The organism is Pseudomonas sp. BF-RE-25, from assembly GCF_019956105.1.
In the GTDB taxonomy this organism is placed as follows: Bacteria; Pseudomonadota; Gammaproteobacteria; order Pseudomonadales; family Pseudomonadaceae; genus Aquipseudomonas; species Aquipseudomonas migulae.
Genome location: NZ_JAHBDB010000017.1, coordinates 29,128 through 52,367 on the forward strand (window position 1 = coordinate 29,128; position 23,240 = coordinate 52,367).

Annotated in this window: 17 protein-coding genes, 1 tRNA gene and 1 pseudogene; 5 read left to right on the forward strand and 14 right to left on the reverse strand. The window is 54.8% G+C overall.

Annotated features, from left to right (window positions below):
• Window positions 1-489: 489 nt before the first annotated feature.
• Together KGB24_RS09590 and KGB24_RS09595 are read right to left on the reverse strand one after the other, a co-directional pair.
• A complete protein-coding gene (locus tag KGB24_RS09590; protein ID WP_223415304.1) occupies window positions 490-1,053 on the reverse strand; it encodes an HNH endonuclease signature motif containing protein in 564 nt (187 codons plus the stop codon).
• 80 nt (window positions 1,054-1,133) lie between these two features.
• Entirely contained in the window at window positions 1,134-2,060 is a 927-nt protein-coding gene (locus KGB24_RS09595) for a hypothetical protein (protein ID WP_223415303.1), read from the reverse strand.
• 1,034 nt (window positions 2,061-3,094) lie between these two features.
• On the opposite strand from KGB24_RS09595, the gene KGB24_RS09600 reads away from it, so the two are divergent.
• Together KGB24_RS09600 and KGB24_RS09605 are read left to right on the forward strand one after the other, a co-directional pair.
• On the forward strand, window positions 3,095-4,396 hold the full coding sequence (locus KGB24_RS09600; protein ID WP_223415302.1) for an AAA family ATPase: 1,302 nt from the start codon (window positions 3,095-3,097) through the stop codon (window positions 4,394-4,396).
• Window positions 4,393-5,043 carry an HNH endonuclease gene (locus tag KGB24_RS09605; protein ID WP_223415301.1) on the forward strand — a complete coding sequence of 217 codons (651 nt, stop codon included), beginning with the start codon at window positions 4,393-4,395 and terminating at the stop codon, window positions 5,041-5,043. The genes KGB24_RS09600 and KGB24_RS09605 overlap by 4 nt, the downstream gene beginning before the upstream one ends.
• 231 nt (window positions 5,044-5,274) lie before the next feature.
• Here KGB24_RS09605 and KGB24_RS09610 read toward each other — a convergent pair whose 3' ends face one another.
• The 11 genes and pseudogenes from KGB24_RS09610 to KGB24_RS09660 all read right to left on the reverse strand — a co-directional run bounded on the left by KGB24_RS09610 (window position 5,275) and on the right by KGB24_RS09660 (window position 17,424).
• Entirely contained in the window at window positions 5,275-9,240 is a 3,966-nt protein-coding gene (locus KGB24_RS09610) for an NACHT domain-containing protein (protein WP_223415300.1), read from the reverse strand.
• 43 nt (window positions 9,241-9,283) lie between these two features.
• A complete protein-coding gene (locus KGB24_RS09615; RefSeq protein WP_223415299.1) occupies window positions 9,284-9,592 on the reverse strand; it encodes a hypothetical protein in 309 nt (102 codons plus the stop codon).
• A 63-nt stretch (window positions 9,593-9,655) separates the two neighbouring features.
• Window positions 9,656-10,505, reverse strand: a pseudogene (locus tag KGB24_RS09620) (chromosome segregation protein SMC).
• 86 nt (window positions 10,506-10,591) lie between these two features.
• Entirely contained in the window at window positions 10,592-13,462 is a 2,871-nt protein-coding gene (locus KGB24_RS09625) for a DUF927 domain-containing protein (protein WP_223415298.1), read from the reverse strand.
• Entirely contained in the window at window positions 13,452-13,739 is a 288-nt protein-coding gene (locus tag KGB24_RS09630; protein WP_223415297.1) for a DUF3077 domain-containing protein, read from the reverse strand. The genes KGB24_RS09625 and KGB24_RS09630 overlap by 11 nt, the downstream gene beginning before the upstream one ends.
• On the reverse strand, window positions 13,736-14,020 hold the full coding sequence (locus tag KGB24_RS09635) for a hypothetical protein (RefSeq protein ID WP_223415296.1): 285 nt from the start codon (window positions 14,018-14,020) through the stop codon (window positions 13,736-13,738). Before KGB24_RS09635 ends, KGB24_RS09630 begins: the two co-directional genes overlap by 4 nt.
• Window positions 14,021-14,550: 530 nt before the next feature.
• Window positions 14,551-14,856: a hypothetical protein gene (locus KGB24_RS09640; RefSeq protein ID WP_223415295.1), complete on the reverse strand. Its 306-nt coding sequence runs from the start codon at window positions 14,854-14,856 to the stop codon at window positions 14,551-14,553.
• On the reverse strand, window positions 14,853-15,107 hold the full coding sequence (locus KGB24_RS09645) for a helix-turn-helix transcriptional regulator (RefSeq protein WP_223415338.1): 255 nt from the start codon (window positions 15,105-15,107) through the stop codon (window positions 14,853-14,855). Before KGB24_RS09645 ends, KGB24_RS09640 begins: the two co-directional genes overlap by 4 nt.
• 98 nt (window positions 15,108-15,205) lie before the next feature.
• Window positions 15,206-15,454: a helix-turn-helix domain-containing protein gene (locus KGB24_RS09650; RefSeq protein ID WP_223415294.1), complete on the reverse strand. Its 249-nt coding sequence runs from the start codon at window positions 15,452-15,454 to the stop codon at window positions 15,206-15,208.
• Between the two features lie 490 nt (window positions 15,455-15,944).
• A complete protein-coding gene (locus tag KGB24_RS09655; RefSeq protein WP_223415293.1) occupies window positions 15,945-17,180 on the reverse strand; it encodes a tyrosine-type recombinase/integrase in 1,236 nt (411 codons plus the stop codon).
• Window positions 17,181-17,347: 167 nt separating this feature from the next.
• Window positions 17,348-17,424: transfer RNA gene (locus KGB24_RS09660), tRNA-Arg, on the reverse strand.
• A gap of 348 nt (window positions 17,425-17,772) precedes the next feature.
• Here KGB24_RS09660 and gabD point away from each other — a divergent pair.
• The 3 genes from gabD (at window position 17,773) to KGB24_RS09675 (ending at window position 22,032) form a co-directional block, all read left to right on the forward strand.
• The gene (gabD, locus tag KGB24_RS09665) at window positions 17,773-19,215 is read left to right on the forward strand and encodes an NADP-dependent succinate-semialdehyde dehydrogenase (protein ID WP_008034642.1); all 1,443 of its coding nucleotides are present in this window, start codon (window positions 17,773-17,775) and stop codon (window positions 19,213-19,215) included.
• 197 nt (window positions 19,216-19,412) lie between these two features.
• Window positions 19,413-20,690 (forward strand): 4-aminobutyrate--2-oxoglutarate transaminase, encoded by a 1,278-nt coding sequence (gene gabT, locus KGB24_RS09670; protein ID WP_223415292.1) that lies wholly within the window; start codon window positions 19,413-19,415, stop codon window positions 20,688-20,690.
• A gap of 127 nt (window positions 20,691-20,817) precedes the next feature.
• The gene (locus KGB24_RS09675) at window positions 20,818-22,032 is read left to right on the forward strand and encodes a response regulator (protein WP_223415291.1); all 1,215 of its coding nucleotides are present in this window, start codon (window positions 20,818-20,820) and stop codon (window positions 22,030-22,032) included.
• 126 nt (window positions 22,033-22,158) lie between these two features.
• Here the strand turns inward: KGB24_RS09675 and KGB24_RS09680 are convergent, their stop codons facing one another.
• Window positions 22,159-23,148: a GGDEF domain-containing protein gene (locus tag KGB24_RS09680; RefSeq protein ID WP_223415290.1), complete on the reverse strand. Its 990-nt coding sequence runs from the start codon at window positions 23,146-23,148 to the stop codon at window positions 22,159-22,161.
• Window positions 23,149-23,240 lie beyond the last annotated feature (92 nt).

The window sequence follows — 23,240 nt, forward strand, 5'->3', positions numbered from 1 at the left end:
TTGCCAATCCCGTCGCTGGATTAGCAGCGGCGGCAGAGGTTTCGCGCAAGCGGATCTCCTCATCCTCCACAGACGCAGACTTTAGCCAACGATAAAAGCGGCAAACGACTTTCACGCCGAATTTTTGTACGAGCGTTTCCGAGAGCCGTGCGAGTGGTCTCCTCAATCCGCCGGGGGAGTGTCTGCGGTAATAGTAAGCTTTTGGTTTACAACCTATTCCGCCCGCTCATCGGCATTCAATACAGCTGACTATGCTCACGGAAATCCTGAAGACACCACCCACAAAAAAGCCCCAGACCCTACGGCCTGAGGCTTTCTCGTTTCTACTATATGGTGCCAGGCGTCGTTTGAACTGAATGCTATGGGGCCTGTTTTATAAGGGTTTTGTTGGTACTGTTTCTGTCAGGCATACACGTGGGCATACACGGAGACGTCTACTAGCGAACCTGACGCTGCCTGCTTGGAGCCTCCCTAAGATGGGGGAAAACCTTAGCCATGATGGGCTTTGCGATGACAGTTCGGGCAGACAGCTATCGCGTTAGCGACGATATCTTCCCCGCCGTCGGCGAGAGGTTTTCGATGGTGCACCTCTAGATATGGGGTTTGATCCTTCTTGCGCTTGAAGGGGGCTTTTTGGTTGCAAAGAGTGCATACCCCGTTTGCTTGAGATAACACCTCAGCCACGACGTCTGGATTCCGGATAAATACTACGGTCTTGACGATGCGTGTCATTGGAATCGCGGTGGCCTTCTTTAACCTGGCTGCCCGGCCATTCGAATCTTTTAAGGACGCAAGAACCTTTCTCTCAAATTCCTCATTCAGGTCCTTTGGTTTGTGAATCAGTTGAAAGCCATATGCAGGAAGCTCACTGATGGGTTTGGAGCTGTTGAACGAGCTTGGTGGGCTACCAGTCGCCATCGCATAAATGTACTTAAGAGGATAAAGGGATTTTTTTGGTCCTTCGATGTACCAAGACTTAGGTTTCGTATACCTGAAAGGTCGCTCCCCGCTGTCGTAATCCCGGATCGCTTTTTGTATGGCTGATTTGGTCAAGGGTCGCTGTACCATACTTACGTTCCTTCGTGATATTGGGGTAAGGTCATTCCTGCTTTGAGAACGAGTAATTTTTTAGGTTACGACGCTCGGTCTATCAGCCAGCCTACGAGTCCGTTCCGAACTGCTTGTCGCGCTAAAATCTCTGGCCCCCAGTATATGAACGAGCCATCACTGCTATCTGTTGCTATGGCCTTCAGGCTTGAATCTGGTGAGTGCGTCACGAAGTAGAAGTGCGTAAAGCCACTCATGTCAGCAAACTTATCCTGATAGGAGCGATAAACCGATGCGGACGCTTTTGACTTCACCTGAATGCCAATGCGCTCTTGAGTAATGGGGGACAGTAGGTCGAGATCAATGTCCTTCTCTACCTCGCCAGCTACTCCAGTTCGCTGCCAGCCTGCCTGCCGGAAAATCAAGTCAGTGAGTGTTTCAAGATCCTTGGGGTGCAGGTTTTTTATGATGGGTATGACAGCTGTAACCAGGTTCTCGACTGCTAGCTGTGCTTCGGCAATATGAGGCTCAGACGTCCCCATGATTTTGTGAATCAAGTAGTCGAGTTCTCTGACTGAGCAAATCGTACCTTGGAAGCTTTGTACGGCGAGGAGCTTGCCGCTCAGGTGGCCTTTGATAAGAGCTTTTCCGTTGATGTCCGAGTCACACCATTGGCCTGCGACCGCTCGGGTCTTTGTTTTATCTGGGAGTTGGCTAACCCCCGATGTAGCAAAGCACCACCACAGACGGTCAGAAAAAAAGGTTATCCAGAGTGTTGTCTCTGGCTCTTCGTAGAATTGCCGCACCTGGTTGATATGCCTAGTGACGCTTCCCTGATCTGAGTCAGAGGGAAAGGAGTTTCGTGCTGCTTCCCAATCCCCATCCATGCATTGCTCATGTGGCACGTCACGGTAGCCGATTCTCAAGGTTCCGTTCTCAACGCACTCCTTTTCCCATAGTCCGCTGGGACCCAGTTTGATAAAAAAAGCTTTGGTGGGTTTGATGTTCAACACTCGATACCTCTCCCTGGTGGAAATGAGCTGCCAACCTGCTTCGGCATGGTGACACTCAGATGTAAACGAGAATCGGCCAATTTGATACCGCCTGAATGCTGAAAAGGTGCCGGGGCCCCTGGCATATTTAACGCCACACGGGGTCGGAAACCCGCGGGATCTCGTTAGTGGCAGCAGCCCCAGCTTACTGAAATTTCAACGTTGAATTCGAAAGGATTTTGAAGAAAGGATGGCATCGTTACCGCGTCGGTAACGATGGCCAAATACCTGTGATTTCTTAGGGCAGATGCACAGGTGAACAGCAGTTCACCTGGTTCACCTGTTCACTAAGCTGGGGCAGTTCCGGCTAACACGGTTCCGCGGGTTACTCGCCCCGTGTCGAGGGTAATTCCTCAGGGGCCCCGGCACAATTTGGGTGCCTGTTAACCTGAGTTAACTGTTAACCGAATTTTTTCTTTGGCCAGCCCCCCGAGCTCGCGGGTTTCCGACCCCGTACCCACCGAACATTCCCAGGGGCCCAGGCGATATCCGTGCCTCGGTCGATGCAACTCTCTGATCGTTGTTGGCAGACCAAACCTCCCAAGCGTTTTGGCGTTCGGCGACATTTTTCTCGAATGCTGCATTAGTCGATACCAAGCCAGCATTGCTTTCGCTGGCGGCGGTACCACCGAAGGGGTGTGGGGCTCGAATTGAGGTGTTACAGGTGTTGCGGGTGTTACGTGCAATCTTAACTCACTGAATTTGTTTGGTTTTATTGGTGTTACACACCTTTCATCTTTCACGTGAGTCGGGTGTTACAAGCCAAATAAGTGTTACAGCAGCGTTTACAAATTTCGTTAAACCTTAGGCCCCATCGGCCAGTAGCTGGGAGGCAACTCTGGACCGCCTCCAATCCGAAGCGGATCTGCAACGCTAGACCCACTCATTCAGTGCATGCAAAACCACTGACACTTCAAGCGCGCAAGAACTGATCGAAAGCATTGATGGTAAGCAGATTTTTCCGGATACTAGAGTTCGGCCCAATGGAGTGAGTTATGATAAATCCGCAGGAAGTAAATCGTTTCGAAAAAATCGCCATCCAGGGGTGGCGACAATTTGATGATATAGATATAACCCTGCATCCAAGGCTTACTATTCTAACTGGGGCTAATGGCGCAGGAAAAAGCTCAATTCTCAGAGTGTTCTCCGCACATTTTGGTTTCAATAAAGCATTTCTTTCAACGCCTGTTTTAGTGAAAGGTCAGTTTGTATATAGGTCGGGAATATTTAAAAGTATTACTAAAAAAATAAGCAGTTTTTTCAAGAAGGACGATGATGTTAATCAAGTCGGCAGGCTCCGTTATTCAAATGGAACAATAGCCCCGCTTAAAGTATCAGACCAAGGTGCTGTTCAATACCATCTCGAAATTGGCGGTCAGCAAGCGATCGCTGGCATCCATATAGATTCCCATCAGGCTGTCTCGAATTATCAAACTATTGGTAGCATACCGTCTTCTTTGCTTACAGCTCAAAGTGCTTATGAACAATATCACTCAGAGGTTTATCAGCGGTATCACGGAGGTAGCGGAAGCTATTCGCCGCTGTATAGAATGAAAGAGTCACTGATTGCTATGGCCGTTTTTGGTGAAGGGAACTCCAGGAGTCAAGGTAATCCGGAGCTGAAATCGGCACTTGATGGGTTTATAAAAATTCTTCGTGAAATTCTTCCTGAGACGCTAGGCTTTTTAGATCTGTCGATCAGGTCACCTGAGATAGTAATGCAGACAAAGACGGGGGAGTTTTTACTAGACTCTGCATCAGGTGGTGTCGCAACATTGATTGATTTCGCTTGGCGTCTTTATATGTTCTCGCTAAGCAAAGATTTTTTCGTTGTAACTATGGATGAGCCCGAAAATCATTTGCACCCATCCATGCAAAGAACATTGTTGAGGCGCCTAATGAAAGCTTTTCCCCAAGCTCAATTCATTGTTGCTACTCATAGCCCATTTATTGTGTCCTCTGTAAAGGATTCAAATGTATACGTCCTTCGATATAACCATTCGGAGGCAAGAAGTGTTGATGGGTTTGTACCGGAGACCACATTAAGTCGCATCGTTAGTGAGAAGCTCGATACTATTAACAAGTCGTCTAGCGCTAACGAAATACTGCGCGATGTTCTTGGGGTCGAAGCCACTGTTCCTGAGTGGGTTACCGACGATCTAACCTCAATTGTAAAAAGATATAGTTTGCAAAAGTTAAATTCAGATACGCTGATTGCCCTGCGTAGGGAGCTCGAGAGCCTTGGATATCAAGATCAATATCCCGTCGCGCTAGCCGAACTAGTAGGCAAAAAATGATTAAGCTTATTAAATCCGAGATCCCAAATATATTGCGAGTAAACGGTCCTGAGTGGACACGTATTGTGTTGCAGAAACAAGCAGAGTCGTTGGAGTTGACTGCTTCAGAAAAATCGAGATATGCACACCCTGAAATAAAGGCAGCTATCATCCAAGAGACTAACGGGAAATGCGCATACTGTGAAAGTAAAGTGAGGCATATTGCATATGGTGATATAGAGCACGTTATTCCCAAGTCTTCAGAGCCAGAGTTGTGGTTTGATTGGGAAAATCTTACTCTCGCATGTGATGTCTGTAACACCAACAAAGGGAATAAGAGGGGAGTTGTAGATCCATATGCAGTAGACCCTGAACAACGATTCGTCTTTCTGGGGTCTGTTGTTTGGCCCGTTCCAGGTGATGAGACAGCAGCATTATCTGTGAGGATTCTCGACCTTAATCGGACAGAGCTAGTTGGTAAGAGGCTTGAGCGCATAGAATATCTTATGTTGTTTTCCACAACTATCGAAAAAACAACATGCCCGGATTTGCGTGCAATACTTGAGCAAGACTTCAAGCGTGAGCTTGAAAGTGACAAAGAGTACGCGGCGTTATGTCGTGCAGTAGCACGAGAGTTAACTGCTAGGGGGGTAGTGTCGGTTGCATAAAAACAGATGCTTGGTTGTAAGGTCTATACGTATATTTCTAGATAGCGGCCACAAGATTTCAGCCAATCAATGTAATTGCAGCCCGTTATGAGGTGCGGCAATAAAAGCGGAGCAAAGTTATTGTCCGATGCGAGCAGGGCTGCGTCTACATAGGGAGGGGCAGCATTTCCCCCTCCCCAACTGCCATTAGGAGGCATCTATTCAGCGCCCAGTCCACTGTCATACGATCAGTTAAGGCGCGTATCGCTCCAGATCAAGCACGAAAACGATGACCCTTCCTTCTCGTGCAGATTCGCTCGTGGCGACGAGCATTTCCTTCAATTCATCGGCGGTTTTGGGAAGCGCTTTGAGTCGTCCGGGACTCTTCAGTTTCTTATTTTTTTTCTGTTGGTTTCCAAACCAGAGCACCAAATATATACCATGCCCCTCCGCCCGCCAGTCTCGAGTATAAAGTGCATCAAGCTGGGCATCTGAACCCTTCCAGAGTTCCGAGTGCCATTGCCCCTTGATCTCGATTGGAATTCGAAGTGTTCCTACCGAGCAGGTGATATCGACTTCTTTGTCAGCAGCAACGTGCGTCTCTGGATCGAATGTAAGCCCTTCCGATCCTTGTCGAAGAATACCTAGTAGATGGTCGCGGCAACGCTCCTCCGCGAAGGGGACATTTTTGTCGTCATAGAATCCACGCCATGATTCGGCATCGTCGCTTTTTATCTTCGCTTGGGCGATCGCGAGTTCTTCGAGCACAAGAGTTTGCAGGTCAGTTAGGGATGCGGGGGCAAGATCGCGAGTTATTGCATCGATAACATCAAGCGTAGGCGGAGTGTAAGCAGCTTCGACGCGGATACGCGCTTGCTCAGCGATAACAATCTTGATCGAATCAGAGTAGCCATCGTCAGGCGCGTCCCTTAAGCGTAACAAAGCACCGACAGCATCTTCACTTGAGTTATTGCCTAGTCGGCGTATGAGCTGGACGATGAAGTTACTCGCGTCCCAGAGGTTTGTATCCCCTGATGAAGGCCCGCTGGGACGCTCGACCATCGGCCATAGCGGTCTAAAGGAACTGATGACCCACTCACTCTGCGCAACGTTAAGGAAAATATTGGCATCATCGTTCGTGCGGCCCCCCATTCGATGCTGTATGTGCCACAGCAGCTTAGGTTCGATTGGGTAAGCTTCAAGTCGCGCCACAGTTCCGGGAAAGTCGACAATGAGACCAATCGAATCCCAATTGCGCTGGCGCTCCTCCTCCATCAATGTTGTATGTAGCGCGAGAGCCCGGCGCAACACATCAAATCGTTCTGAGCGGATTAGCCTATCAACCAGTTCTATTTCCGAACCAATGGGAAGATCTGGAAAACGCTCTAACCATTCTGTGGCAAGTTCGGTGCTGATGTGGGCATGCGTCTGGTCCCGCATGAGACTGTATAGGCCATCAACATTTTCACAGCGCGCCTCTAGCTGCGGCTCATGGTAGAGTCGCATAGCTTCTAGCCAGACACCGCGTTTCTGGACGGTAGTTTCTATTGCGTCCATCAGCCCCACGATACCTGCGTGATCGTCGATGCGGCTGCGGCGTAGTTTGAATAACCCCGCCATCAAGCGCTCATCACAAAGGTCATCGAACCCTACGCCTTCTCGCAGCCGCTCGGCGAGCGCGGCAACGATAATGTACTCGGCATCGTATGCCTTGCCTTCAGCATGGCTCTTCGCGATCTGCTGCGCAGTAGGTGTGGGTGGATCAAGCGTCAGAAAAGCTTCAAACCCTTCATGTGCGGCCTCCCCAATATCATCTCCGAGCCACTGGCCTACGCGTTTATGAGCGGGCACATCTTTCCCAATATCATTGAAGAGATTGAGATAGGCTTTTGCGGGATTAACGATCGCACTGAATTCGCCTGCACGCATCTGTTCGATGCATGAAGCAAAATGATTACGGTGTCCAGCGTGAGCGGCTGCTAGTTTTGCACTACGCTTGCGTTCCTGGTCCGCCTGTTTGATCTGCCACTCAGGTATCGTCTTGTCTGCGAGTTTATCGATCCACTCCAGCACGTCGGGACGGAGAGCAGCAAAGATTTTGGCTCTAGCACGAACCTCCGCACCTGTTTCGCCATCATGTCTAATAAGTTGGACCACATCGCGCCATCGTTCGTCGCTGTTATCGGAAGGTGTCAGCCAATTAAGTAGCGCAACAACATCGGATTCGTTAGGCATAAAACCGGTCGAACGCTCATTCAACCGCCAGGCTTGCTGGTAGGGCGTACGGTCACTACGCAGTTCAAACAACACGAGGCGCTGAACGGACTGTCGTAAATTGTCGTCGCTCCGGATAAGTTGATCCAATTCCTGATGGATATCGCGCTGATATCCTTCATCGGCTCGAAAAGGCTCTAGCCAAGACCAAAGCTGGCTAGCAGCGATACCCCCGGCTGCCACACCGCGAACGATCAAGTGATATGCAAGATCGGTGAGCACATCGTTCCCAAGTCGTTCATGTCGATTGCCAAGGGTTTTTGCCGATACGGCTAAGCGATCAAGGACATCTGCTATTTGAGCATCTGGAAGGTTCTTTTCCAGGTGCATAAATACGCCGATCATACGGCTACCAATTCTGGCGTACGAAACCACCAGGTCGACAATCTGATTCGCATCGAAATGGTTGTAGCCGACTTCATCGGTCAATTCAATTGCCAGCCGAAGTGAGAGCTCATCACCGTAACTACTCAATGTGTAGAGAGTAGTCGGCCAATCAATGGCTTCATCCACTTCAACAAGAATTACACCAGCGACTTTCCTAATCGCAAAAAACGCCGTGGGGTCGAGAACGATCTGACGTAGGTCATCTATCAGCGCTGAGGCAATTTTATTTCCTTTGATTGCTTCGAGCATCAGGAGACAGAGACCGAACGGGGTTTCAGGTGTTGAGATCAGTCGCCTAATGTCGCCGACAAGCTCCGCATGACCGAAACCACGTAAGGTATGAGGTCCCCAGTCTCGAAAGTGAGGATTATCCTTTGCCAACAACTCCAGCACACTGATAAGCGAACGAGCCTGATCGACTGTTAGCTCATCTGCATCTCCGTATTCAATCAATCCCATTGGGTCGGCGGCGATAACAGCTTTGGTAAGATTTGGGTCCAGTGCAAGCCACGCATGGATGCCCCGAAGGCTTGAGGGCACTAGCCCGTGGCAATGGAACAGGTAAAGGAGACGTCTACGTTTATGCGGGGTATTCGCCTGCTTTGCCAGCCATCGAGCGCCCAGATACTCCCCAACCCGGCGATGAAGATAGGTAAATCGATCAGCGCCATCGGCTTTAAACAACCGTGTACCGAGCATAGTCTCCACTATGGCTCCACCCGGAAGACGAGAAATATCGGCGAGCAGTAGCTCACCTTCTGCGATGTTCGCTGCGGAGACTCGTACGATCGCTTCGCTACCTGTAAGGATCAGTCCAGCAAATGCTGCGCCAGCTGCATCAAGGCCTACCTCCCGCGCAGGCTGACTATCGGCCTTCGCGTCTCGATGCTCTATTCGCAAAACTTCAATTGCCCGTTCGAAAAGCTCGCCACGTGTATCAGGTAATTTTCCCGATCCTGCAACTTGTGCGATTAGTTCGAGAGTTTGCGGATTGCCGAGTAGATCGTTGAGCCCACGCGCATTGAAATGCCCGATCACGACCTTGGCTGTCGTCAGTCCAAGTGATGCGCTTAGGAATGCTGCTGCGTCATTTTCTTTGAACGGCTCAAGATGAAGTTCTAAAGGCTCCTCAGGATACTGCTCGTGAATCGCCTCTAGACCCGTAGCGCTGCGCCAATCCGCCACTCGGCACGCTAGAATGAAGCAAGGGTAGCCGAGCTTACCGAGTTGACGCAGGACAAGGTCCACCGCGTCTCCATCTTTCTGGCTGCTTACCTCATCAAGCGCATCGATTATTAGGGTTTGGACGTTGCCCAGTAGTGACCTCGGGTCATAACGATTTATCAGTTGGCGGGCGGTGCAGCGGGAATAACCTGGAAATGTTGCAAGCCATTCAAGTAAATGCGATTTCCCCATACCAGCTTCGCCGAGAATAACAAGCGGCTCGACCCGTTTTAGTAAATCCCACTGCGACATTTTTGCTCGACCATCCCGGGCCTCGTACCAGAGTGTTCGTTCGATGATTTCATGCACCACCAAATTTGCGCATTCACTCATGTCGTACGGGTCCTCATTCGAATACCTTTTTGGTACTTTGATACTAAATTAATGATGTTCTATAAGCACTACCTAACCGGCCTATAGCAAACCGCTCCTTCAGGTGGACGTTTGCCTGCTGAGTTGGAGAGCCGCGAGAACTGGGCGAGCTCCCGCTGGATTTTATCTGCGAGTTTTTAGCTTCTTCTCTATTAGTCCAATTTCTGACTTGATTGCATTGCTCGTGAGTTTTTACTATTACCGTCCTTTTTTCAGGGTAGGTATCAATGATCTTAAGCAGGGCCGTTAAGTGGGCTTTTCGTGCTTTAAGGTTATCGGAAACGGATGTGTTGTTTTGTGTTGCAGCGTTCATGGCTTCGTTCCTTGGAGTGATCTAAACAGCCCGCGAAAGCAGGCTGTTTCAGGGAGTCGACAGTTACATCGAGAGCAGATCGCGTGTGCGATGCTGACGGCCACGGTCCGCCAGTTCGCTCCACCTCCAACTGCCGAAGTTTTCACCTTGCTCGGGGATATCGAGCTTCATTAAGGACACGGGGTCACGGCCTATCAGCCGAGCTGCGGCGTACAGCTTGCCTCCCACATCTAGTAGCGCTTGGGCGGCTTCATTCCATGCTTCCTCCAGGGCGTTGTGGGCCAGCCGCAAGGCTGTGTCCTCAATTTTTTGGTGTTCTACCTGAGCCTCGCTGATGTGTCGGTCTACGATGGCCAGCTCTTGCTCCAAGGCGGTGATGATTAGGAGCTGGCGGCGATGTTGTTCGGTGGCGGTAGTGAGGTTTTTTGCGGCTTTTTGAGCGTCGGTGCTGGCTGCTTTTTCGCCGTCGACGTCGCCCCACGCCACGGCCTGTGCGTATGCAGTAGCCGCCTGAGTCTCAGCCTGCCGTGCGCTGGCCATCTCTTCCTGCGCTTGCTGGCGAATTTCCTCCAGGCGATTGCTCAGGCTTTGCCGTTTATCGTTAAGCTCCAGCTCATCCGTCATCCGTCATCCAGTTCGCCATGTTGGCAATGTAGCCTTCCATCAAGCTTTCTCGGTTGGCCAGCTTCTCCAAGCGGTCCAGCTTGTGATCCAGTCTGGAAATCTGATGATCGAGCGAATCGATCTTTAATTTTCGACTGCTGATTTCATGGCGGACGTCGCTCTCGCGGCCGTGGTTAATGACGTCTTCGCTGTGAAGCGCAGCCTCAAAAGGTGGCACTTCCTTTTTGATGGCTTCCATTTCAATGACCAATTTGGCGCGTGCGTCTTTCAGTTGTTCAATTCGGTTCATGAGTTTTGTCCTGATGATTTAATTGGGGTTCGCAGTGGCTGGCGAGGCCGATTAAGCCGGCTCTACCTCAGTCAGTAGGCCCGCCGTCAGGCGGCCTGAGCCTCGCTCTCATCCGCTACCGGCACGGTCTTCACCACGTAGCAACGCTGTGTGCCCATCCCGGGTAAGCGGACGGAGCAGGAGGCTTTGCCGTTGGGACCTGGCTCAAGGACGCCACGGCGTATCAGCTCCTTGTTCACCGCATTAATGTTCATGCCTTTGAACACCTCCGAACGCCATGACTCCGGCAGGACGTAGTAGGTGTTAGTGGTGTGCAATGCATCACCCAGGCCGTGCTCCAGCGTCTTGCGAAAGCCCAACCGGTCGATGGTGCGGGGACCGTGCTCATCGATCTTCGCGGCCGCCGACTCCCAGCGGGTGAAGCGGCTTTCACCGAAGCGTTCAATCACCTGATGCAACCGCGCCAAGATCGCATCCCCTTCAAGGTTCCCAGCGCCGCCGCGCTCATTCATCCAAGCACTGAGGCACACCCGGGCAGCGGTGGTGGCTGTGCCGTCTGGCCAGCCGGTAATCCCCATCGCGGTGGCCAGTTCGCCGGCGGCGGCTGCCAGACCAAAGCGAGCAGCCGCTCGATGCGCCTGACCACTCGCCGACGCTGGTAGCGCCTTAGCAATAAAGCCCTCTAAGGTGTGGCGCAGGATCGCCGACCAACCATGCCGCTTGCCGGGCTCACAGAGAGCCGACAGGAAGGCGGTGAGCGGTGTGCCGTAGTACATGGCCACTCGTGCCTTGAGCGCATCGGAGAGGGCCGCCGCATCATCAAAGCCATTCAGCACATCGAACATGCCCAGGCCCTTGCTGGCGTCCGCTGGCACGGCGAGCATGCGTACTTCCATGCCAGCTTTCAGTTCCTTGTTCGCTTCGGCCATGTGCTGCGCCAATGTCTTCTCGCCGGTAGAGAGAAACAGTAAGCGCCACTCCTGCACCTGTCGGCCTGCTTGTCCTCGATCATTGGCGCGAGCCTTCCCGGTGCCGTTGCCGAGCATGTAAACCGTTTCGCCAATGATGCGCGGGTCACACATGCCGATTTCATCCAGCACCAGGAGCCCGTCCGAGTGCGCGGCGGCGATGGATTCCAAGGCGTTGTCCGTCGAGCGCCAGGAACGCACCAGACGCGGTCCACCGTAGATCGAGGCAGCCACTTGCAGGTGTGTGGTCTTTCCGCCTGAGCTGTCACCGTAGAGGTGAAAGCCGCCCGACTCATGACCGAGCATGTGCAGCAGCGGACCGGCAAACGCCACGCTGGCCACGAACGCCAAGCGATGATTTCCGATGCACAAGGCGCCGATCTGCTCTTGCCACTGCTCCAAAGTGCCGGCTTCGCTGATGGGCGGCAGCTGCGCGGCGGCCTCATAGAAGTGCAGGTGTTCAACGTGCGAGCCGACCTGTTGTTCGGGCAGCAAGAAGGCGCTGTCGTGCCAGCCCAAGCGGGTGACCAGTCGAGCACGCTGGGCGCTGTCGAAGCCACCGAGATAGCTCTGCAGGTCGTTACGGGCATTGCGACCAGAGCGACTGCCGGCGAGGCGCAGGCCCATGTCCACGAGTGGACCCAGCACGTCCTTGCCGAAGTCGCCGGTCATGGTCCGCGCCGGAATGTTCCAGCGTTTTTTCGCCCCGTCCGGATCGTCGAACTCGACCAGCAAACCCCAGTTTTGCCCCTGCGCATCGCGGGTGCGGGCGAGGATTTCCAGCGGCGAACACACCGGGCGCGCCTCGCCATCGTCACCGGAATAAAACACGCCTTCGGGTGTCAGGCGAAAGCCGCCGGGCAGCAGATCGTTTTTGGGTTTTGCGGCGCGCTTGGTTGTCGGCTTGGCCTTGGCTTCGGGTAGTTCGGCCGATACTTTCTCCGGCTCGATGCGAAACAATTCGCCGCTGCGTTCCAGCTGGGAGACGTGCGCCGCCGTCCAACCTTTGGCCTGGGCATCGGCCGCGTCGTCACCGTCATCCCATTGACCACCCTTGGCGAAGGTCGGTTGGTCATTCTTGAGCGTGGGTTTTCGTTTGAATACATCCAGAGCGATCACGCGCACTGACGCGGCGCCGATCTGGTGCAGTTGTTTGGCGACAGCGTCCATGCAGTTTTTGCCGCTGGCGTCGTTGTCTGGCCACAAAAGCACGTCGCGGCCTTTGAGCGGAGTCAGATCGGCTTTATGCCAGGAGTTGGAACCGTTCGGCCAGCAGGTGGCCACGTAATCGTGCAGCAGTTCGGCGGCGGCATCAGCCGCTTTCTCGCCTTCGCACAGAATGACCGGAGCCTCTGCGCGTTGCGCCAGTTCATCAAGGCGCAACAGTGGACGCGGCTCCGGCAGACCTTGCCAGCGCCATTGCTGCGTTGGACCGTCGGTACGCTGGCACCAGGTCAAAGGGGCAAATACCTTGCGCGGTTTGCCGTCTTCATCCGGGCCCAAATCGAAGCGATAGAGCGCCATGACCGGCTGGCCCTGAGTGTTGCGATAAATCCATACTTTGGACGGTGTACCGTGTTGCCGGTGTTTGGCCGGGCATTTGTTCATGGCATCGACCGGGATCGGCTGAATGGCGAGCCACTCCGGTGTTTTGCTTTTGCCGGAACCTAGCTTCGATTGAGCCGCACCAGCGGTAACTCGTAGCAGATCCGCCAACTTGTTGCAGGCTTCGACGTCGGTGCCACCGTCGAGATAACGCACCAGATCGATCAGGTCGCCGCCTTTGTCACCGGTGGCAAAATCCGCCCAGGTGCCTTTGGCTAAATTGACCTTGAGGGAGCCGGCGCGGGTTGGATTGGCGGCCGTGTATTCTTTGCCGCCGTCCACGCGTTTACCCTTTGGCAGCCAGTGGGTAAGCACCCGGCCGATCTCTTTCAGAGAGACTGCTTTCACGTCCGCGAAGCTGGGGCGGTTCGTCTTATTGGTCATGGCCAGCCTCCGACTTCAGGAGGGCGGTGGTCACGTCGTCAATCACAGCTTTGCTCATTTCGCTTAGGTAATGAGCGGCCATCGCACAGTCTTCGGCACCGTCGCCATGGGTTGCTAAGAGCGACATGCGAGTTGCGCAGCTCAGCAGATTCGAGGCGTGTTCGAGTGCGTCGGTCAAGGGCACGTCGGCGCTGAGGCGGAAGAGCATTTGAGTGGGGTGGCCGCATTGGGCAAAAGCGGTATTGCCGAGGGTGGTCGTGTTCGATTGCAGACTCATTGCGCACCTCCGGTTTGAACCAGAGGAACGGAAGAGGCATCACCGTAAATAGCCAAGGTTTTGATCAGGCCCAGCGTGCCGCGTACATCCCAAATCACTGAAGAAATGATGTGGTCGGCAAGGCGCGGCTTGTCGCTGTCAAAATGGTCTTCGAGCAGGGTTAACACGGAGTCGGCTCGGTCAATCGCACAGGTGATCGCATCGATTGGCACACCGGCTACGGCGTCTTTGCTAACGCATAGTAGGTCTTCGGGCAGGGCGAAGCCGTGTGAGCAGCTCATTGGGCACCGCCTGCGGCTTCGAGAGCGCGAGCTTTGGCCATATGGGCATTGAAGCGGGCGAGACGTGTAGCGAGGCTGGAGTTGGCGTGTAAAGCGGCGAGTGCCATTGCTCGATGGGCAGCGGCGCGATTTTTGAGCGGATTGGGGGCGTGCATCTGGCGTAGCTCCTGTATGTGGGGAGCTGCCACGGTTCGCCGTCAAACGAATTAAGGTGGCAGCTGTGCGCAGGTTGACGGACCGGGCATACAGGACCCCGGCAGACTCGAAGGTCTCCCACGCACAGCCGCCATAAAACAAGAATGCGGGCACAAAAAAAGCGCCTGCAATCGGAATGGAGACGCCTGTGCGCCTGTATGTGCTCGGGCCGTCAAACCCGGTCGCTGAATTTGCAGCGACGGCCAGAGAGTAACGTCCCGTTTTCAAAAGTGCAACCGCGCGGAAACCTTGCGCATTTTTTCGATGCGACATAAATTGTTTGGGCATATAGATTTACCTCAACGCCTTCGGATCGCTCCCGAAGGCGTTTTATTTCATCCGTGAAATTTCCAGTGCAGGGAAATCAGCGGCAGGAAACCGCCATCGAGACGTGATCTGGCATCTTCGTAGGCATCACTTTGTTGGCCTTCGTCAATAATCACGGCACTGAATTTTTCAGTGTGAAAAGCAAGGGCACACCAGGTGCCATCTGGCCAAATCAGTACTCCCACAACACGGTTGAGGCGTTCATGTTTGGTTCGGTAGCGCTCAAGGCGTTGCATGTAAATTGACGACAGGCCTATCTCGCGGAGGACCGAAAACGGCTTCAGCACAGCCCTATGGGCAATGTGCCGTCTCATGCTGCTGCCTCATCGCGAGCTGCGATACGCGCACGGGTCCAACTCAAAACCTCAGACAAAACCCAGGCGACTGGAGCGCCACGGGCATTGCTGTCAGTGAGTTTTACGGACTGCGGGAACCCGCTTTCGGGTTGGCTCATGAGTTTGTAAACCGTAGCGCGTCCAATACCGGTGATGGACATCACCAGTTGGATGCGGATTAGAGTTGCGGCGGGATCGAATCGCCCCAGCTCTGCATCGCCCATTCTCATTGATGAGGCCGCAGGCGACACAATTTCTCGAATCGAATTAGCATGGGTTACTGAAGGCGCGAGTGCCGTAACGGTGCATTTCTGCTTGGTTTCAACCATTACGCCTGTCCTCGCGCTAAGTTGGTGGTAGCGGAGCACATACGGCTTTCGAGCCAGGTGGCGACATCTTGAGGGCGGTAACGCACTCGAGATCCGGTCTTTAGGTAAGGGAGAGAGTTGGTGCGCGAACTTCGCCAAGCGGCAAGCGTTCGGCTGGACAAGCCAAGTGCAGTGGCAACTTGATCGGTGGTCAGCAGTTCAGATTTGATCGTGGTATCAGATGTAACTGTAGCGTTGAGGAGCGTCATAGCGCGTTTCCTGTAGTAGTTCTTACAGGCCCAAGCTATATAAACGCTTTTGCATTTATTGGAAGTTCGATTTTATTGCGCTTTACCCTTCTGCGGCGCTTTTTTGAGAGATAAGTCGTGCACGTTTGCAGCAAAGTTTTGATTTTCACTGTAGACGTCCCACCATGTCCTACTGGTTTTCCATACAGTTAAAAAATGAAAAGCCAGAGATGACAGCCGCGTGCAAATCCGACGAACGGTAGCCCCTCGCCCCTGATCCGCAATCAGGAACAGCGACGCGAATTCGCCGGATTACACGTAACGGAGCAGCTTGCAGGAAGGCGGGGAGGATTTAAGGCGTAACACCTCTTTGCCGCGTAACACCGGGTGAATGAATAGCCAGTGCAGCGTGTTACGCGGTAATTACCCAACAAATTCAATGGGTTGGTCGGTCTTGTAACACCCGTAACACCCGTAACACCAATTTTTCATGGGTGCTGGGATTACACACTCATACCGCCTTGCCAAATTGACCCTGAACAATGTTGCCGAGCTCCAATTCATCAAGGTGGTCTGCATACCACTGCATCATGACTTTGCGCTGAGGCAAGTACACCGCCTTGTTGTACACACCTGCTATTCCCTCTTTTACATGAGAGAGCTGAGCCTCAATGTGGTTTTCGTCGAATCCCTGTTCATTAAGGATCGTGCTAGCAATGTGACGGAAACCATGGCCAGTTTGCCGGCCCGCATATCCCAGCCTGCGCAGCGCCATCAGAAAGACGGTATTGCTACGGGGGATGGTTCGATCTTTTCTCCCAGGGAAGAGAAGGGGGTATGCGCCGGTCAGCGTGCGCAGCTCCGTTATCGATTCAATGGCCTGCCGAGATAGAGGCACTACATGCTCGCGCCGACGCTTCATTCTCTCGGCTGGAATCGTCCAGAGCTTTTTGTTGAGGTCGATTTCTGACCAGCGTGCTTCTCTAATCTCACTCGGGCGTGCCGCTAATAAGGCGAGCAAACGGAGACCTAGACGGACATCCTTCGCGTGAGGGTAAGAGTTGATGGCACGAAGTAATGCAGGTAACTCTTCTATTGATACGTGTGCATAATTTTCAGCACTGCGTGTCTGTAGAAATTTATTGAGGCCTTCAAGGGGGTTGTGGATCGCTCGGCCCGTCACGCGTGCCAAGTCGTAGATCTCTTTGCAGAAGGCCCGAACTCTGCCCATTTGCTCAATGATCCCTTTCTGCTCCATGCCGCGCAGAAACTCCATCCATTCAAGGGGCAGTATTTCTGTGTAGATGCGTTTGCCGAAAACGGGAAACACGTGAAGCTCCAAGGCACCAAGAACTCGACGGGACGTGCCGGCTTCCCAGCTTGAGCGCCGAGCCTCAAACCATTCGCGCCCTAATGCTTCGAAAGTGTTGTTGGCAGCCACCCGGTCAGCAATCTTACGAGCCTGCTTACTGACTAAAGGATTTTTACCAGTCGATGCATCATCCCGCAGTTGAGCCGCCTTCTGCCTGGCTAGCGAGCCACTGATTTCGGGGTAGCCGCCTAGGCCCAGCCAGGACCATTTCCCATCTGGTTTTTTGTAGCGCAACTCCCACGACTTCTGCCCATTTGCCTTGACCCGAAAATACAAGCCATTGCCGTCTTGCTCCCGATACGTCGCACTCTCTGGCTCCAAGCCTGCAAGAGTAGTGTCGGCCAGTGGGCGGCGTTTGATTTCAGTACGCTTCACTGCGTGTATGCCTCCAGTTCAATGAATCTCAAAGCATACACGTGGGCATACACGGCGTGAAGTTATAGGGGTGGACAGGGGTGGATAGCCAGAAACAAGAAAGCCCGCACAGGGCGGGCTTCTTGGGGTGTTTCGTAGACTGTCTGAGACAGGTCTAGACTGCTATATGGTGCACCAGGCGGGATTCGAACCCACGACCCCTGCCTTCGGAGGGCAGTACTCTATCCAGCTGAGCTACTGGTGCAAGCGGGCGCCATGATACTCATATGCACTGCGGGCGTCCATGCTGCTGAATCGACTGCGCTTTTTCAAAGCGTAACCTGCGTTTGCTACGTTGATCAGAAAAATTGAGCAAATGCGGCGTTTTCGTTCTTTTTTTCGAACAGCCTATTGTCCTTTACCCCCTTTGATCCTAGGATTCGTTTGAGATTTCAAACGCTCTTGTCTGGGTGCTGAACCGCACGAGTTCATTCCGTGCGCTATTTATGTGCTTCAGCCCGGTGAATGATTTCCCTGACGGCAGCCTTTGAGGCGCCTTTCTACAATCATAATTTGCTCCGCGCGTGCCGCGGTGCTGTTAAGGAAAGCCGACATGCAGCTTAAAGACACCCAGTTGTTCCGCCAGCAAGCCTTCATCGATGGCGCTTGGGTTGATGCGGACAATGGTCAGACGATCAAGGTCAACAACCCGGCAACGGGCGAAATTCTGGGCACTGTGCCGAAAATGGGCGCTGCCGAAACCCGCCGTGCGATCGAAGCTGCTGACAAAGCGCTGCCGGCCTGGCGTGCACTGACCGCCAAGGACCGCGCCAACAAGCTGCGTCGCTGGTTCGAGCTGATCATCGAGAACCAGGACGACCTGGCTCGCCTGATGACCCTGGAGCAGGGCAAGCCATTGGCCGAAGCCAAGGGCGAAATCGTTTACGCCGCTTCCTTTATCGAGTGGTTCGCCGAAGAAGCCAAGCGCGTCTACGGTGACGTGATTCCGGGCCACCAGCCAGACAAGCGCCTGATCGTGATCAAGCAGCCAATCGGCGTGACCGCTGCAATTACTCCGTGGAACTTCCCGGCCGCGATGATCACCCGTAAAGCCGGCCCGGCCCTGGCCGCCGGTTGCACTATGGTGCTCAAGCCTGCTTCGCAAACTCCGTTTTCCGCTTTCGCTCTGGCTGAACTGGCTCAGCGTGCCGGCATTCCTGCGGGCGTGTTCAGCGTTGTTTCCGGCAGCGCCGGCGACATCGGCAGCGAGCTGACCAGCAACCCGATCGTTCGCAAACTGTCCTTCACTGGCTCGACCGAAATCGGTCGTCAGTTGATGGCTGAATGCGCCAAGGACATCAAGAAAGTGTCCCTGGAACTGGGCGGCAACGCGCCGTTCATCGTGTTCGACGACGCGGACCTGGATAAGGCCGTCGAAGGCGCGATCATCTCCAAGTACCGCAACAACGGCCAGACCTGCGTCTGCGCCAACCGCCTGTACATTCAGGATTCGGTCTACGATGCGTTCGCTGAAAAACTGAAAGTGGCTGTGGCCAAACTCAAGATCGGCAACGGTCTGGAAGTGGGCACCACCACTGGCCCGCTGATCGACGAAAAAGCCGTGGCCAAGGTTCAAGAGCACATCGCTGACGCCATTTCCAAAGGCGCAACTGTTCTGGCTGGCGGCAAGTCGATGGAAGGCAACTTCTTCGAGCCGACCATCCTGACCAACGTGCCGAACAACGCAGCCGTGGCCAAGGAAGAAACCTTCGGTCCATTGGCGCCGCTGTTCCGCTTCAAAGACGAAGCCGACGTGATCGCGATGTCCAACGACACCGAATTCGGTCTGGCCTCGTACTTCTATGCTCGCGACCTGGGTCGTGTGTTCCGTGTGGCAGAAGCCCTGGAATACGGCATGGTTGGCGTCAACACCGGGTTGATCTCCAACGAAGTCGCGCCGTTCGGCGGCATCAAGGCGTCGGGCCTGGGCCGTGAAGGCTCCAAGTACGGCATCGAAGATTACCTGGAAATCAAATACCTCTGCCTGGGCATCTAAGCTCGAGGGCATAAGCCCGGCAAGGCATTGCTTCAAACGCAAAGGGCACGAGAGCGCTGACCCTTTGCGTGCTTCAACCGGAATTTTCTCTGTGGCCGGGAACGCTGTGGCAGTCGATCATCGCATGCTGCCTCAGTTGCCTCCCCGCTGCATTTTCCTTGAACCACGCCGCCCGATGAGCGGTGAATGAGGACTTTATGAGCAAGACTAACGCTTCCCTGATGAAACGCCGCGAAGCCGCTGTACCACGCGGTGTTGGCCAGATTCACCCGATCTTCGCCGAGTCCGCGAAGAACGCCACCGTGACCGACGTTGAAGGTCGCGAGTTCATCGACTTCGCCGGCGGTATCGCCGTGCTGAACACCGGCCACGTGCACCCGAAAATCATCGCCGCCGTGACCGAGCAGCTGAACAAGCTGACCCACACCTGCTTCCAGGTACTGGCCTACGAGCCGTACGTAGAAGTGTGCGAAAAAATCAACGCCAAGGTGCCAGGTGATTTCGCCAAGAAAACCCTGCTGGTGACCACCGGTTCCGAAGCCGTTGAAAACTCCATCAAGATCGCCCGTGCCGCCACTGGCCGTGCCGGCGTGATCGCCTTCACCGGCGCTTACCACGGTCGCACCATGATGACCCTGGGCCTGACCGGTAAAGTCGTGCCTTACTCGGCCGGCATGGGCCTGATGCCAGGCGGCATCTTCCGCGCGCTGTACCCGAACGAACTGCACGGTGTGAGCATCGACGATTCGATCGCCAGCATCGAACGCATCTTCAAGAACGACGCCGAGCCGCGTGACATCGCTGCCATCATCATCGAGCCGGTTCAGGGCGAAGGCGGTTTCTACGTCGCGCCTAAAGAATTCATGAAGCGCCTGCGTGCCCTGTGCGACCAGCACGGCATCCTGCTGATCGCTGACGAAGTGCAAACTGGCGCTGGTCGTACCGGCACCTTCTTCGCCATGGAGCAGATGGGCGTTGCCGCCGACCTGACCACCTTCGCCAAATCCATCGCTGGCGGCTTCCCGCTGGCCGGTGTGTGCGGCAAGGCCGAATACATGGACGCCATCGCTCCAGGCGGCCTGGGCGGCACCTACGCCGGTAGCCCGATCGCTTGCGCCGCGGCCCTGGCCGTGATGGAAGTGTTCGAAGAAGAGCACCTGCTGGACCGCTGCAAGGCAGTCGGCGAGCGTCTGGTCACTGGCCTCAAGGCCATCCAGGCCAAGTACCCGGTAATCGGCGAAGTCCGTGCCCTGGGCGCGATGATCGCGGTAGAGCTGTTCGTCGATGGCGACAGCCACAAGCCAAACGCTCCAGCGGTCGCTGCTGTCGTGGCCAAGGCTCGTGAAAAAGGCCTGATCCTGCTGTCCTGCGGCACCTACGGCAACGTTCTGCGCGTCCTGGTACCGCTGACCTCGCCGGACGAGCAACTGGACAAAGGCCTGGCGATCATCGAAGAGTGCTTCTCGGAGCTCTGATCGCCGAGTGTGACCTGATCGACAAAAAACCCGCTTCGGCGGGTTTTTTCGTGACTGCAGAACCTGCCGCACTTTTTCAAATGGCCCGCATTGACTAAGGTGCAAGCAGTGCAAATGGAGTATGCAGATGACCGCTGTAGTTTTGCCCGCTGTACCGCGTGTACTGATTGCCGAAGCTGACCCTTGGTCCCGCGACTTGCTCAAGCAGGTGCTGTTGAAAGTGCGCTGTGACGCGCGGCTGGATCTATGTGCCGACGGTCAGCAGGCGCTGGAGCTGCTGGCGGAAAATCCGTATGACTTGGTGATCGTCGACTGGGAATTGCCCGGCGTCGATGGCTTGAATGTCTTGCGCAATGTCCGCCAGCGCAAACGCAATCCGCCGTTGCCTTTTATTCTGATGAGCAGCCGCAACGACAGCGCCAGCGTGCGCGAAGCCTTGCCCCTGGCGCCCACGGCGTACCTGACCAAACCCCTGAACATGGAAAGCCTGACCCACCGTCTGCAGGATCTGCTGCTGAACGCCGGGGAACAGGTGTCGTGTGAGGTGCAGGCGTTGGCGCCGGGCATGAGCTTGTCGGCGTACCTGGAGTGTCGTCGTGAGTTTACCGACGGTGCGCCGCTGATGACCGACGTGGAGCTGGCGGTCAAGCGCAGCCTTAATCCCAACGGCCTTGACCTGAAACTGCTGGAAGATGAAATCCGCATTGATCCACAGATCACTGCCGTCCTGATCGCCGCCGCCAACAGTGCGGCCCAGCATCACGGCGCTGCGGTACAAACCCTGTCCCAGGCGCTGCATCGGCTGGGCACCGGGCAGAGCATGAATCTGATTTTGGGGTTGGCGCTCAAGCGCAGTGCGCGGCTCAGCGATCCGCTGCTGGCGGATTATGCCGAGCGTTACTGGAACCTCTCGCTGCACACCGCTGAATACGCCCGGACATTGGCGCGCTTGCTGGATCTGGACCAGGAGCGCTGCTACTGCGCAGGCATGCTGCATCGCTTGGGTGACCTCGCGTTGCTGCGGTGTCTGCAGGAATGGAAGCAGTCCGGTGGAGAGCTGGATGAATGGGAGGAAGTCGGTGATGCACTGGCCGAGTTCGGTGCAGCCTATGGTTCGGCGCTGCGAACCCGCTGGCGCCTGCCTCTGGAGCTGCGAGAGCTGATTGCGGCGGTCTACCAGCTCGGTGGCGGGGTTTACTCGCGCGAAGCGCTGGTGATGAACATGGCGGCGCAGTTGGCGCGATTGAATGAGCATGAAGGCATCGAGGAACTGGCCAAGAGCCGGACGGCGCGGTTGCTCAAGATTGGCTTGCCGGAATTGATGCGTTTGCGCAAAAAATAAGTCCGACGCAAAACCCCTGTAGGAGCCGGCTTGCCGGCGATGGCGATATCACAGCCAGCATCAATGTTGAATGTTATGGCCCCATCGCCGGCAAGCCGGCTCCTACAGGGATCTGTGTTGGGGTTGTCAGCCGGAGATGATCCGGTTCTTGCCTTGGCGCTTCGCTTCGTACATCGCCGCGTCCGCGCGGGCGAACAGGCTATCCAGGTTTTGATCTTCGGCCGTCAGGCTGGTCAATCCCTGGCTGACGGTGATGCCGAACGTCTGGTCGTCATGGCTGAAGCTCAACCGCTGAATCTCCCGTTGCAGGCGCTCAGCCACTTGCATGGCCATGTCCGGTGCACAACCGGGGAACACCGCCGCAAACTCCTCACCACCAATGCGTCCGAACACATCGCCGCGCCGTAAAGCCGCTTGCCCGCACTCGGCGATCCGTTGCAGCACGTTGTCGCCTTCCGGATGGCCGTAGGTGTCGTTGATCAATTTGAAGTCATCGATGTCCAGCAACAGAAACGCCAACGGCGTGCCTTTTTTTCTTGCCTGTTCGAATTCAAGGTGGGCGCAGTCGAAGAAGTGGCGGCGGTTGCTGCTCTGGGTCAGGACGTCGGTGGTAGCCAGGCGATGCAACTCGCTTTCCATCTGCTTCTTGTCGGTGATGTCTTCGGCAATGCCGACGATGATCACCGGTTGACCCGGTTCTGCTTGTCGGTTGATGAAGCACTTGTCGCTAAGCCAGCGCACCTGGCCGTCGGCGGTAATGATGCGGTACTCACGGTCTTCAACGGCGCCTTTGACCAGCACTTCGGCGAGGCTGCGCTCGGCGTACTCCAGATCGTCGGGGTAGATGCTGTCGCGCCACTGATTGGCGTCGGCCAGCAACAGGCCGGCGGGCCGACCGAAAATCCGTTCGTAGGCAGGGCTCACGTAGAGCACCTGGCGGGTTTCCCAATTGAACGCCCAAAGCACCGCGTTAACGCTCACCAGCAGCGAGCTGAACAGCTGTTCGCGTTCGCTCAGGCGCGCGACTTCGCCTTGGGCATGCATCAGCGCCATTAGGGTTTGCGCGGCTTCCGGCCACTGGGGTAGGGATGAGTCTTGCAGGTTCTTATTGACCATCGACACAAATCTCAAGGACGTGCCGCGTGTTCGACAGCGGCCACAACAAAGCCCGCCGTAGTGGCGAAGTGTCTTTGAGATAGGGGATTTGG